Here is a 12,923-nt window from a genome sequence, read left to right as displayed (position 1 = left end):
TGTATGCAGAACGACTCGAAGCCGGTCCCGCCGCGATGGCTCAAGCCGATGAACAAGGTCTTCATGACCCTGTCGAAGACCGGGATCGGGATGAAGGAGCTGCCGGTGCTGACCGTGCCGGGCCGCAAGAGCGGCAAGCCCCGCAGCACGCCGCTCTCGGTGCTGGAGCTCGACGGGCAGCGCTATCTGCTCGAGGGTTTCCCGGGAGCCGACTGGGCCCGCAACATCCGTGCCGCTGCCGGCCGAGCCACGCTCCGGGTCGGGCGGAAGACAGAGGAGGTGCACCTCGTAGAGGTCGATCAGGAGGAGGCGCTGACCGTGCTCAGGGCCTGGCCGGAACGGATGGCCGACGGAGCGAAGATCATGCTCGATGCCGGGGTCGTCACCGCGGTGACGCCGGAGGCGTTCGAGGCTGTCGTCGGCCGCTGCGGCGTGTTCCGGATCGAGGTGGCCCGATGACCACGGCTCCCCTCTCCGCGCGGGGCGTGCACAAGCGCTACCGCGACACCCAGGCGCTCGACGGCCTCGACCTCGAGGTCGCCGCCGGCACCGTGCACGCCCTGCTCGGGCCCAACGGCGCCGGCAAGTCGACCGCGGTGAACGTCTTCGCGACGCTGACCCGCCCCGATGCCGGCCAGGCGCGCGTCGGCGGCCACGACGTCGTACGCCACCCCGCCCGGGTCCGCTCCACGATCGGGCTGGTCGGACAGAGCGCCGCCCTCGACGAGGCTCTCCACGGCCGGGAGAACCTGGTCATGTTCGGTCGCCTCCACGGTCTGTCGAAGACCGATGCCGTACGCCGCTCCGCCGAGCTCCTCGACGCCTTCGGTCTCGTCGAGGCCGGCGACCGGAAGGTCTCGGGCTACTCCGGCGGGATGCGGCGACGCCTCGACATCGCGGCCGGTCTGGTCATCCGACCGCGGATCCTCTTCCTCGACGAGCCCACCACCGGGCTGGACCCGCGCGCTCGCCACGAGGTCTGGGAGATGGTGCGGCGGGTGGTCGCCGACGGGACGACGGTGCTGCTGACCACGCAGTATCTGGACGAGGCCGACCAGCTCGCCGACATGGTCACCGTGCTCGGCGCGGGCAGGGTGATCGCCGAGGGGACGCCGTCCGCGCTGAAGAGCGATCTCGGCGGCGACCGGGTGATCATCACCGCGGCCGAGCCGGACGACCTCGACAAGATGGCCGGTGCGCTCGGCGCCGCGGCGACCGTCGACCTCGACCGGCTCGAGGTCACCGTCGAGGCGGGGGCGGCCGGCGGCGGAGCCGCGGTCGTCGACGTCGTACGCACACTCGACTCCGCCGGCATCACCGTCGACGACGTGCTGCTGCGCCGACCGACCCTGGACGAGGTGTTCCTCCACCTGACCGCACCCCACACCGAGCACCCGCACGAAGGAGCCACCCGATGACCGCCCTGTCCTCGACCCTGCGCCAGACCTGGGTCATCACGCTCCGCGACCTCAAGCACTGGCAGCGCGAGCCGTGGGGCCCGGTGTTCGGCATCCTGTTCTCGATCATGATGCTGCTGATCTTCGGCTACCTGTTCGGTGGCGCCATCGAGATGCCGGGCGGCGGGACGTACCTGCCCTATCTCCTGCCCGGGGTGCTCGCGCTGACCATGATGTTCGGGGTCGACGGCATCATGGCCGTGGTCACCGAGGACACCAAGCGGGGAGTCACCAACCGGTTCCGGTCGCTGCCGATGAGCAGTGTCGCGGTGCCGCTGGGGCGGGCGGTCGCCGACCTCGGCAACTCGGCGGTCCAGCTGGCAGTCCTGATGATCGGCGGGCTGCTGATCGGCTGGCGGATCGAGGGCTCGTTCCTGGAGGCGGCCGCTGCGGTCGGGCTCCTGCTCTGGCTGCGGCTGGCGATGCTGTGGCTGGGCATCTTCCTGGGCCTGGCCCTGCGGATGGAAGGTGCGCTGATGATGGTGCAGGTGCTGGTGTGGCCGCTGGGGTTTTGCTCGAGCCTGTTCGTCTCGCCAGAGACGATGCCCGGCTGGCTCGGCACCCTGGCCGCCTGGAACCCGGTCTCGGCCACCGCCACCGCCGCTCGCAACCTTTTCGGCAACCCGACCGGGATCACCTCCGGGCTGCTCGCCGACCACGCGATGCTGCTCGCGCTGGCCTGGCCCGCGGTCCTGCTGGCGATCTTCGTCCCGCTGTCCATGCGCGCCTTCCGGCGACGCGGCTGAAATATTTCTCGGGAGAGCTGTCGGATCGGCGTCGGGCCGTTCGTGGAGTAGGTGAGAAGCGGCCGTACGGACCGCGACAGACCACCACGAGAACGACGAAACGAGAGGCACCATCATGAGCACCAGCACCTACACCCAGGCCACGACGACCGCCACCACCCGCCAGTTCGCCGCACGGATGCCGGTCTGGCTCGTCAGCACCGCCGCCGTCCTCATCGGCGCCCTGGCCACCGGGGTCTTCGAGCTCGCCGCCCGCGCGGTCGGAGTGCCGTTCAACGTCGCCCTCCCGGGCACCGGCCTCGAGCCCGCCGCGATCCCCGCGACCGGGCTCGCCTGGGCCGTCGCCGAGCTCGGCCTGATCGGCATCATCATCGCCGTCTGCCTCGCCCGCTTCGCCAAGCGTCCGAGCTCGACCTGGAAGCGCACCGCCTGGACCCTGACCGCGCTCTCGTGTGTGCCGAGCCTGGTCGCCGTCACCGACTCCTACGCCACCAACATCATGCTGGTGGTCTCCCACCTCGTCGCGGCCGTGGTGATCGTCCCGGTCATCGCCGCCCGGCTGGCGGAGCGGAACGCGCGCCGGAGCTGAACGCCCGGACGCCGGGGTAGTCCGGTAGCGATCTGCCTATTACTCACGAGTATTTAGGCAGTTCGCTACCGGACTACCCCTTTTTTCGCGCCACGATCAGCTCCCCGACCCCGGGCATCGGGGTCGTACCGGCCACGAATCCCACCTCCGTCAGGTCCCTCAACAGGGCCGGGCGAGGGTGGGTTCGGTAATACATCACGAACTTCGGCCGCCACACCGCATTCCGCACCCGCATCGCCAGGTCGAAGCCGGTGAGCATCCAGTAGGCCGGGCGCGTCGGCCTCGGCCCCTGAGCGGCCGGCAGCGCGAAGATCCCACCCGGCCTCAGCGCCCGGTGGATGCCGGCGAAGAGCGGGAGCCGCTCCTCCGGCAGAAAGTGCCCCAGCGCCCCGAAGCTCACCGCCAGGTCGTACGCCGCGACGAACGGCAACGCGCGAGCATCCGCCCGCACCAGGTCCGCCTCCGGGTGGGCGACCCCGGCCTGCTCGAGCATCCCGGCGCTGAAGTCGACCCCGGTCGGCGGCTCCGCAGTCACCTCCGCGAGCACCCCCAGCCCGGCGCCGGTGCCGGTGCACACGTCGAGGCCGCGCTCGAACGGCCCGTGCTCCCGCAGAGCATCCCGAGTGGCGGCGAGGAACGGCTCGGGCGTACGGAACGGCGTCGCGTCGAACTTCGGCGCCAGCAGGTCATAGCCGCGCTCCACCGATGACAGCGCCTGGACGGCGAGCTCGCGAAACGTCGGTGCTTCCACACCTCCAAACCTAGTGGGAACGCAGCAGGGCCGAAGCCGATCGAGCTCCGGCCCTGCTGGGCGGTTGTGCGATCAGGCCTTGGCGACCGCGATCTGGGCCTTCTCGCCGTCACCGAGGTCGACCGGGTTGCCGGCCAGCGAGTCCACCACGTCGTACGTCGTGGCGAGGGTCTCGCGGGCGATGAGGTCGGCGTGGGTGGTGGCTGCCTGGCGTACGGTCTCGGAGCCGGTCACCGACAGGGTGATGCGGTCCTCGACGTTGAGGCCGGAGTCCTTGCGGGCCTGCTGGACCGCGCGGACCAGGTCGCGGGCGAGGCCCTCGGCGGCCAGGTCGGGGGTGACGACCGTGTCCAGGACGATGAAGCCGCCTGCGCCCGAAGACGTGCCCAGCATCGAGACGGCGATGTCGTCGGTGGCGGCGCCGGCGACGGTCTCCAGGGTGTACTCACCCTCGACCAGCGCCAGGCCACCGGCGACGACCTGACCCGATTCGTCGACCGACCAGTCACCGGACTTGGCGCCCTTGATGGCCTTCTGGACGTCCTTGCCCAGCCGCGGCCCGGCGGCGCGGGCGTTGACGGCGAGCCTCTGCTCGATCCCGTAGGTGCCGGCCTCGTCGGAGTCGGCGGCAAGCAGCCGGACGGACTTGACGTTGACCTCGTCGGCGACGATCTCCTCGAAGCCCGCGATGTCGGCGCCGACCACGGTCAGGCGGCCGAGCGGCAGCCGGTTGCGGAGCTTGCGCGCCTTGCGCAGGGCGGAGGTCGAGGAGCAGACCGCGCGCACCGCGTCCATCCGGGCGACCAGGTCGTCGTCGGCCGGCAGGTCCTCGACGACCGGGTAGTCGGCCAGGTGCACCGAGCGACCGCCGGTCAGGCCGCGCCAGATCTCCTCGGTGGTCAGCGGCAGCAGCGGCGCGACCAGGCGGGTCACCGTCTCGAGCACCGTGTAGAGGGTGCCGAAGGCGGCCTTGTCCTCGTTCCAGAACCGTTCCCGGCTACGCCGGATGTACCAGTTCGTGAGCACGTCGATGAACTCACTTGTCGCCGAACACGCCTCGGCGACGTAGTAGTCGTCCATCGCGGAGGTCATCGTTGCGACGTAGTCGCGCAGCTTGGCCAGGACGTAGCGGTCGAGCGGGTCCTTGGACGCCGTGGAACCGGTGGTCTCCAGGTCGGCAGCGTTGGCGTAGAGCTGGAAGAAGTACCAGCTGTTCCACAGCGGGATCATCACCTGGCGTACGGAGTCCCGGATGCCCTGCTCGGTGACGACCAGGTTGCCGCCGCGCAGGATCGGCGAGGACATCAGGAACCAGCGCATCGCGTCGGCGCCGTCGCGGTCGAAGACCTCGTTGACATCGGGGTAGTTGCGCAGGCTCTTGGACATCTTCTGTCCGTCGGAGCCCAGCACGATGCCGTGGCTGATGCAGCTCGAGAACGCCGGGCGGTCGAAGAGCGCGGTCGCCAGGATGTGCAAGGTGTAGAACCAGCCGCGGGTCTGGCCGATGTACTCCACGATGAAGTCGCCCGGGAAGTGGTGCTGGAACCACTCCTCGTTCTCGAACGGCACGTGGTTCTGGGCGAAGCTCATCGAACCGGAGTCGAACCAGACGTCGAGGACGTCGGAGACCCGGCGCATCATCGACTTGCCGGTCGGGTCGTCCGGGTTGGGACGGACCAGGTCGTCGACGTACGGCCGGTGCAGGTCGGGGTTGCCCTCGGCGTCCTTCGGCAGCGTGCCGAAGTCGCGCTCGAGCTCCGCGAAGCTCCCGTAGACGTCCAGACGCGGGTAGGCCGGGTCGTCGGACTTCCACACCGGCACCGGCGAACCCCAGAAGCGGTTGCGGGTGATCGACCAGTCGCGCGCGTTCTCCAGCCACTTGCCGAACTGGCCGTCCTGGATGTGCTCGGGCACCCAGCGGATCTGCTGGTTGAGCTCGAGCATCCGGTCCTTGATCTTGGTGACCTCGACGAACCAGCTGCTCACACCCTTGTAGATGAGCGGCTGACGGCAGCGCCAGCAGTGCGGGTAGGAGTGGTTGTAGGACTCGCGGCGCAACAGGATCGTGCCCGCGGTCACCGAGCCCCCGGCCTCGCCGCGAGTGACCGCCTTGAGGTGGTCGATGATCTGCAGGTTGGCATCGAAGACCTGGACGCCGGCGTAGTCGACCACCGGCGCGGTGAAGCGCCCGTCCTTGCCGACCGGCATGACCGCCTCGATGTTCTCGCGGTCGGTGATCTCCTTGTCGACCTCACCGAAGGCGCCGGCGGTGTGCACGACGCCGGTGCCGTCCGTGGTCGTCACCGCGTCGTCGGCGGCCACGACCCGGAACGCGTTGGTGTGGCCGGCGTAGTAGGAGAACGGCGGGGTGTAGTTGCGACCGAGCAGCTCGGTGCCCTTGTAGCGCCCCAGCACCGTCGCCTCATCGGCGTCCGGGAAAAGCTCCTTCTTGTACGCCGCGAGGCGGGCCTCCGCGAGGACGTACTTCGCCGTCTTGTCGGTCCCCGGGACCGGCCCCTCGACGACGACGTAGTCGATGTCGGAGCCCACCATCACGGCGAGGTTGGACGGCAGGGTCCACGGCGTGGTGGTCCAGATCAGGATGTGGGCGCCGTCGAGGACCTCGTCCTCCCCGGTCGCGTCGAGCGCGTAGCCGACGGTGACCGCCGGGTCCTGACGCTCCTTGTAGACGTCATCGTCCATCCGGAGCTCGTGGTTGGACAGCGGGGTCTCGTCCTGCCAGCAGTAGGGCAGGACGCGGAAACCCTCGTAGACCAGGCCCTTGTCGTAGAGCGTCTTGAAGGCCCAGATCACCGACTCCATGTAGTCGGGGTTGAGGGTCTTGTAGTCGTTGTCGAAGTCCACCCAGCGGGCCTGGCGGGTGACGTAGTCGCGCCACTCGCCGGTGTACTTCAGCACCGAGGCGCGGCTGGCCGCGTTGAACTTGTCGATGCCCATCTCGGCGATCTCGTCGGTCGTCTTCAGACCGAGCTGGCGCATCGCCTCGAGCTCGGCGGGCAGGCCGTGGGTGTCCCACCCGAAGCGCCGCTCGACGCGCTTGCCGCGCATCGTCTGGTAGCGCGGGACGATGTCCTTGACGTAGCCGGTCAGCAGGTGGCCGTAGTGCGGCAGACCGTTGGCGAACGGCGGGCCGTCGTAGAAGACGAACTCGTTCTCGCCGTTCTTGCCGGCGTCGCGGTTGTCGATGCTCGCCTGGAAGGTCCCGTCCTTCTTCCAGTAGTCGAGAACCTGCGTCTCGATCTCCGGGAAGCGTGGGCTGGCCGGGACGTTGCCCGCGTTGTGGGCTGAGGTGACCTTCGGGTAGGCCATCGGCGGCATCTCCTGCTGGGTGGTAGTGGGTTGTCTTCACCACAGGGACGATCTTTCGACCGCGGTACCACCCTGCTTACGATCCCGGTGATCGAGCTTGTCGAGATCGCCACTTCGTTACGGCTGTGACGGGCCACTCCCGCCGGGTTCTACTTGCCTTCGATCTGCCGGAGGCTTTCTTCCCGGGGCTCGCCGCTGATGACGGCTCGAACGCCTGTAAGGAAGAGAGTACGCCGCCCGGCGCCCGCCACGCGAACCCGATCAGACCGCGCGCCACATCCGCACGTGCGGGCCGATCTCCGGGTCGTCCCAGTGCTCGCCGATCTCCACGAAACCGGCTCGCCGGTAGAACTCCGCCGCCGACGTACGAGCGTTGCACCACACCAGCCCACCGCCCTCGGCCGCGACATGGTCGAGGGCGGCCTTCAGCACCTGCGTCCCGACACCTGTCCCGCGCCATCCGTCCTCGGTCGCCATCCCCCTGATCCGCCACCCCTTGCCGGGATGTTCGGGCAGGTCAGGGCAGGGTTCCGGAAAGAGCCCGACGCAGCCGACGACGGTCCCGTCGGCGTCCGTAGCGGCGTACGTCGCGACCCCCGGATCGTCGTCGCCGGTGATCCTCGCCGCCTCCGGCGGACCGCCGTTGCGCAACACCTTCGCCCGCAGCGCATAGGTGTCCACGACCGGCACCCGACTGACGGTGAATCGTTCATCCTGGATCACGCGATGACCCTATCCGCGCCGGCCAGGACATCGATCTGACCCCGCACGAGCGACGATGCGAGCCGACTCGACACCTGGCAGGATGCGCGCATGAGCCTGATTCGCTACGAGTTCACCGACGGCTGCGCGCGCATCACGATGACCAACCCGGACCGGGGCAACGTGTTCAGGCCCGAGGCGGGCGCGGAGATGCTGGCGGCGATCCTGCGGGCCAAGGCCGACTCGGCGCGGGTGATCGTGCTGGCCGCGGAGGGGAAGTACTTCTCCGTCGGCGGTGACCTTGCCGGCTTCGCGGCCGCCGACGACCTGGGGCCCTACATCCTCGAGCTCGCCGAGAGTGCCAACCGGATGATCACCGAGCTCGTACGCTGTGACGCGATCGTGGTCAGCGCCGTCCAGGGCACGGCCGCGGGGGTCGGCTTCCCGCTGGCCGCGGCCGCCGACATCGTCATCGCCACCGACAAGGCGAAGTTCAGCCTCGCCTATGCCAAGGTCGGGCTCTCGGTCGACGGCGGTGGGTCTCTCCTCGTGCACACCCTCGGCCTGCACCGGGTGCTCCGGCTGACCCTGCTGGGCGACATGCTGTCCGCGACAGAGGCCTTCGACGCCGGGCTGGTCGCCCGCGTCGTACCTGCCGAGGAGCTCGCCACCGCGGTCGACGAGGTCGTCGCGACCCTTCTGGCCGGGTCCCCCGAGGCCCTCGCTCGCACCAAGCGCCTCGTCCGCGACGTGGCGGACCCCAGTCCCGAGTCGGCCCTGCGCCGAGAGGCCGAGTCGATCTCCGCGCTCGGCGCCTCGGCCTCCGGCCGCGAGGGCATCAACGCCTTCCTCGAGAAGCGCCGGCCGAGCTTCGGAGCCTGAGGCACCGAAGCCTGAAATCATTGGTCAAAGGGCCCGGCTCTCAGCCAAGGTGGCCGCATGAGCAACGATCAGCGGCAGGTGGGTTTCGACGGCGTCTGGCTTCCCGACAGCGAGGACCCACGCCACCAGGACAAGCCCGCCGTCGGTGAGCTGGCGAACTACCGCGACTATCTGCGTCACTACCGGCTCACCCTCGAGCTCAAGTGCCAGGACCTCGGGCCCGAGGATCTGGCGAAACAGAGCGTGCCGCCGAGCGACCTGAGCCTGCTCGGACTGATCCGCCACATGGCGCGGGTCGAGCAGAGCTGGTTCCAGCGCGTGCTGAAGGAGAACCTCGACCTGCCGCGGCTCGACGCCGACGACCCCACCGGCGGCTTCCACAAGGTGGAGCCGACCCAGGAGTCGGTCGACGAGGCGTTCGCCAGCTGGCGTGAGCAGGTCGCGGCAGCCGACGAGTGGCTCGACACCATCGACGACTCGGTGCTCGGCGAGACCCGGGATGTCGGCCGCGGCGGCGAGCCGATCAGCATCCGCGACATCCTGGTCCACATGATCGAGGAGTACGCCCGCCACGCAGGCCATGCCGACCTGCTGCGCGAGGTCATCGACGGGCGTACCGGGCAGTAGCCCCTCCCCTGCCCAACAGGCAGTTCCTGAGACTAGGCTGAGACAGCGGTCACAAAGACCGTTACCGCGCTGAATCAAAGGGAGACCATGTCGACGTCGACCGCCAACCCCACCAGCTCGGGCCCAGGGTCCGGGCCCAACGTGCCCCGTAATTGGAGGGCGATCGTTATCTGGAGCGCCGTCGCTGTCGTCGGCGCCGTCTGCTGGGCAATGCTCGCCCTGTCCCGAGGCGAGGAGGTCTCGGCACTGTGGATCCTGTTCGCTGCGCTGGCCTCGTACGCGATCGCCTACCGGTTCTACTCGAAGTTCATCGCCGACAAGGTGCTGAAGGTCGACGACACCCGGGCCACCCCGGCCGAGCGGCTGGAGAACGGGCAGGACTTCGACGTCACCGACCGGCGAGTGCTCTTCGGGCACCACTTCGCCGCGATCGCCGGCGCCGGCCCGCTGGTCGGCCCGGTGCTGGCCGCGCAGATGGGCTACCTGCCAGGCACCATCTGGATCATCGTCGGCGTCATCCTCGCCGGTGCCGTGCAGGACATGGTCGTGATGTTCTTCTCGATGCGCCGCGACGGCAAGAGCCTCGGTCAGATGGTGCGCGAGGAGATCGGCAACGTCGCCGGCGTGGCCGCGCTGATCGCCGTCTTCGCGATCATGATCATCATCCTGGCTGTGCTCGCGCTGGTCGTCGTCAATGCGCTCGCGGAGTCGCCGTGGGGTGTCTTCTCGATCGGTCTCACCATCCCGATCGCGCTGTTCATGGGCTTCTACCTGCGCTACCTGCGCCCCGGCCGCGTCAGCGAGGTGACCGTCATCGGCGTCGCGCTGCTGCTGCTGGCCATCATCGGTGGCGGGTACGTCGAGGAGATGGGCCTGGCCAACGCCCTCACCCTCTCTCACGAGACGCTGGTGATCTGCCTGGTCGTCTACGGCTTCGTCGCCTCGATCCTCCCGGTGTGGATGCTGCTCACCCCGCGTGACTACCTCTCCACCTTCATGAAGGTCGGCGTCATCGTGCTGCTGGCCGTCGGCCTGGTCCTCGCGGCCCCGGCGCTGCAGAACGAGGCCGTCACCGACTTCGCCACCAACGGCGAGGGTCCGGTCTTCGCCGGCAAGCTGTTCCCGTTCGTCTTCATCACCATCGCCTGCGGCGCCCTCTCCGGCTTCCACGCCCTGATCGCCTCGGGGACGACGCCGAAGATGGTCGCCAAGGAGTCCCAGGTCCGGATGATCGGCTACGGCGGCATGCTGATGGAGTCGTTCGTCGCGATCTCCGCTCTCATCGCCGCCTCCGTGATCGACCAGGGCATCTACTTCTCGATGAACGCCTCCTTGGGCGCCACCGGCGGCACCCCGGAGACCGCCGCCGCCTTCGTCAACGGGCTCGGCTTCTCGATCACACCGGCCGACCTCGAGGCAGCCGCGGCCAGTGTGGAGGAGACGATCATCTCCCGCACCGGTGGCGCCCCGACCCTGGCGTTCGGGATGTCGCTGATCTTCACCGAGGCGTTCGGTGGCGGCCTGGCCGCATTCTGGTATCACTTCGCGATCATGTTCGAGGCGCTCTTCATCCTGACCGCCGTCGACGCCGGCACCCGCGTGGGCCGGTTCATGCTCCAGGACACGATCGGCAACGTCTGGAAGCGCTACGCCGACACCTCCTGGCGGCCGGCGGCCTGGTCGGCCTCTGCGCTGGTCGTACTGGCCTGGGGCTACATGCTCTGGATCGGCGTCGGTGACCCGCTCGGCGGGATCAACCAGCTCTTCCCGCTCTTCGGCATCGCCAACCAGCTCCTTGCTGCGATCGCGCTGACCCTGGCGACCACCCTGCTGATCAAGCACGGCAAGCTGAAGTGGGCCTGGGTGCCGGGCATTCCGCTGGTCTGGGACCTGATCGTCACCATGACGGCGAGCTGGCAGAAGGTGTTCAGCGACAACCCCGCGATCGGCTACTTCGCCCAGGCCTCTGCCGCGCGCGAGGCACGCGACGCCGGTGAGCTCTACGGGGTTGCGAAGACCCCCGCGGACGTCGACCAGATCATCTACAACTCGACCCAGAGCGGCATCCTGCAGGCAGCGTTCGCGCTGCTGGTGATCGTGATCGTCGCCGGTGCCGCGGTGACTGTGGTCAAGGCGATCCGCGCCGGTGGGCTGCCGACCACCGAAGTGCCGAAGGTCGAGTCGAAGATCGTCGCGCCCTCCGACTTCTTCGCCACCAAGGAGGAGAAGGAGGCCGTACGCGAGTGGGAGGCCTCCCAGAAGGCGCCGGTCTCGTGACAGTGCTGACCGATCGTCTCGCCGGCGCCTGGCGGCTGCTCCGCCAGGCGACCGGGGAGGCGAAGTGGGACGAGTACGTCGCTCGGTGCGAGCACGAGGGCGTCGAGCCGATGAGTCGGCGCGCGTTCGAACGTCACCGGGCCGACGAGAAGGAGCACAACCCGCAGGCTCGCTGCTGCTGAGATGTCGCGTGGGTGGTCTCGACAAGCTCGACCACCGGAGGCACTCGCTGCTGCTAGCGATCTAGCGGGGGCTGTCGTCGGTGAAGGCGGCGTCGAGCCAGGCGTAGACCTGCGAGTCACCTCGGGTGACGAGCAGGACGACCTGCTTCTCGGCGTCGCTGACCGGTTTGCCGTTGATCCAGCTCCGGACGATGTCGGAGGCGGCGCGGCGTACGACCTCCACGCCTTTGGCCATCGCCCACTCCGGCGCCGGGTGGCCCTTGCTGGTCGCCACTCCGGGGACCTCCAGGGTCCAGGTGCCGTCCTCGGCCTGGAGGAGCTGGGGCATAGGCAGCGCGCTCTTCTTGCTCACCTGCTCATGTTCGCACGTCGAGACCGTCGATAAGGGACCGCTCAGGCTCGGCCACTAGACTGCGCCCCGTGACGAATGCAGCTTGGGCCTTCGGCCTCGTGACGTACGCCGCCGACACTGGATCCGACAAGGGCAGTGTGCTCGACGTGTGGTTCCCCACGCCCCAGCTGGGTGAGAAGCCCGCCGACGCGACCGCGCCGGCCGAGCTCACCGCGCTCGAGGGCGCCGACGAGGTCCGTCAGGTCACCAAGCGGGTCGCCGTCGTCGAGGTCAAGGACCTCGAGACCGCGCCCGAGACGGCCGAGGACGTCTGGCTGCGGCTCCACCTCCTCTCCCACCGCCTCGTGCAGCCGCACGGGCAGAACCTCGACGGCATCTTCGGCCTGCTCACCAACGTGGTGTGGACCAGCGCCGGCCCGTGCGCCGTCGAGGGCTTCGAGCTCACCCGCGCGCGCCTGCGCGCCGCGGGCCAGCACGTGACCGTCTACGGCGTGGACAAGTTCCCGCGGATGGTCGACTACGTCGTCCCGAGCGGCATCCGGATCGGCGACGCCGACCGTGTCCGCCTAGGCGCCCACCTGGCCGCCGGCACCACCGTGATGCACGAGGGCTTCGTCAACTTCAACGCCGGCACTCTCGGCGCCTCGATGGTCGAGGGCCGGATCTCCGGTGGGGTCGTCGTCGGCGACGGCTCCGACGTCGGTGGCGGCGCCTCGATCATGGGTACCCTCTCCGGTGGCGGCAAGGCCGTGATCTCGGTCGGCAAGCGCTGCCTGCTCGGCGCCAACTCCGGCCTCGGCATCTCCCTGGGCGACGACGCCGTCATCGAGGCCGGGTGCTACGTGACGTACGGGACCAAGGTCACGCTCCCCGACGGCACCGTCAAGAAGGCCGGCGAGCTCTCCGGGGCCTCCAACATCCTCTTCCGCCGCAACTCGGTCAGCGGCGCCATCGAGGCCGTTCCGTGGAAGGGCGAGGGCATCGAGCTCAACGCCGCCCTCCACGCCAACTGACCCGCGCCGAAGACC

At 69.1% G+C, this 12,923-nt stretch carries 13 protein-coding genes; 9 read left to right on the top strand and 4 right to left on the bottom strand.

The genetic code is table 11. The features are described from left to right. Positions 1–3 precede the first annotated feature (3 nt). The 4 genes from BJ988_RS03455 to BJ988_RS03440 all read left to right on the top strand — a co-directional run bounded on the left by BJ988_RS03455 (position 4) and on the right by BJ988_RS03440 (position 2,792). Complete coding sequence (locus tag BJ988_RS03455) at positions 4–459, top strand: nitroreductase family deazaflavin-dependent oxidoreductase (protein ID WP_179656727.1); 456 nt, start codon at positions 4–6, stop codon at positions 457–459. Continuing rightward, the gene (locus BJ988_RS03450; RefSeq protein WP_179656724.1) at positions 456–1,418 is read left to right on the top strand and encodes an ATP-binding cassette domain-containing protein; all 963 of its coding nucleotides are present in this window, start codon (positions 456–458) and stop codon (positions 1,416–1,418) included. Before BJ988_RS03455 ends, BJ988_RS03450 begins: the two co-directional genes overlap by 4 nt. Then, a complete protein-coding gene (locus BJ988_RS03445) occupies positions 1,415–2,203 on the top strand; it encodes an ABC transporter permease (protein WP_179656722.1) in 789 nt (262 codons plus the stop codon). Before BJ988_RS03450 ends, BJ988_RS03445 begins: the two co-directional genes overlap by 4 nt. Before the next feature lie 115 nt (positions 2,204–2,318). Then, complete coding sequence (locus tag BJ988_RS03440; RefSeq protein WP_179656721.1) at positions 2,319–2,792, top strand: DUF6069 family protein; 474 nt, start codon at positions 2,319–2,321, stop codon at positions 2,790–2,792. 73 nt (positions 2,793–2,865) lie between these two features. On the opposite strand, the gene BJ988_RS03435 is transcribed toward BJ988_RS03440, so the two are convergent. From BJ988_RS03435 to BJ988_RS03425, 3 genes are all read right to left on the bottom strand, one after another. Beyond that, entirely contained in the window at positions 2,866–3,543 is a 678-nt protein-coding gene (locus BJ988_RS03435) for a methyltransferase domain-containing protein (RefSeq protein WP_179656720.1), read from the bottom strand. Positions 3,544–3,615: 72 nt separating this feature from the next. Further along, complete coding sequence (gene ileS / locus BJ988_RS03430) at positions 3,616–6,873, bottom strand: isoleucine--tRNA ligase (protein WP_179656719.1); 3,258 nt, start codon at positions 6,871–6,873, stop codon at positions 3,616–3,618. 261 nt (positions 6,874–7,134) lie between these two features. Beyond that, on the bottom strand, positions 7,135–7,596 hold the full coding sequence (locus tag BJ988_RS03425) for a GNAT family N-acetyltransferase (protein ID WP_179656718.1): 462 nt from the start codon (positions 7,594–7,596) through the stop codon (positions 7,135–7,137). 90 nt (positions 7,597–7,686) lie between these two features. Here BJ988_RS03425 and BJ988_RS03420 point away from each other — a divergent pair, with 90 nt between their 5' ends. From BJ988_RS03420 to BJ988_RS03405, 4 genes are all read left to right on the top strand, one after another. After that, entirely contained in the window at positions 7,687–8,457 is a 771-nt protein-coding gene (locus tag BJ988_RS03420; protein ID WP_179656717.1) for an enoyl-CoA hydratase/isomerase family protein, read from the top strand. A gap of 57 nt (positions 8,458–8,514) precedes the next feature. Next, entirely contained in the window at positions 8,515–9,084 is a 570-nt protein-coding gene (locus BJ988_RS03415) for a DinB family protein (protein ID WP_179656716.1), read from the top strand. Positions 9,085–9,171: 87 nt separating this feature from the next. Beyond that, positions 9,172–11,361, top strand: coding sequence for a carbon starvation CstA family protein (locus BJ988_RS03410; RefSeq protein WP_179656715.1), 2,190 nt, complete (start codon positions 9,172–9,174; stop codon positions 11,359–11,361). Beyond that, a complete protein-coding gene (locus tag BJ988_RS03405) occupies positions 11,358–11,543 on the top strand; it encodes a YbdD/YjiX family protein (RefSeq protein WP_343051443.1) in 186 nt (61 codons plus the stop codon). The genes BJ988_RS03410 and BJ988_RS03405 overlap by 4 nt, the downstream gene beginning before the upstream one ends. Before the next feature lie 61 nt (positions 11,544–11,604). Here BJ988_RS03405 and BJ988_RS03400 read toward each other — a convergent pair whose 3' ends face one another. Beyond that, a complete protein-coding gene (locus BJ988_RS03400; RefSeq protein WP_343051442.1) occupies positions 11,605–11,895 on the bottom strand; it encodes a hypothetical protein in 291 nt (96 codons plus the stop codon). 68 nt (positions 11,896–11,963) lie between these two features. Here BJ988_RS03400 and dapD point away from each other — a divergent pair, with 68 nt between their 5' ends. Further along, the gene (dapD, locus tag BJ988_RS03395; protein WP_179656712.1) at positions 11,964–12,908 is read left to right on the top strand and encodes a 2,3,4,5-tetrahydropyridine-2,6-dicarboxylate N-succinyltransferase; all 945 of its coding nucleotides are present in this window, start codon (positions 11,964–11,966) and stop codon (positions 12,906–12,908) included. Positions 12,909–12,923: the final 15 nt, after the last annotated feature.

Source organism: Nocardioides panzhihuensis (assembly GCF_013408335.1).
Classification (GTDB): domain Bacteria; phylum Actinomycetota; class Actinomycetes; order Propionibacteriales; family Nocardioidaceae; genus Nocardioides; species Nocardioides panzhihuensis.
The sequence above is the reverse complement of the archived record's forward strand: the minus strand, read 5'-3'. Positions and strand labels throughout refer to the sequence as shown.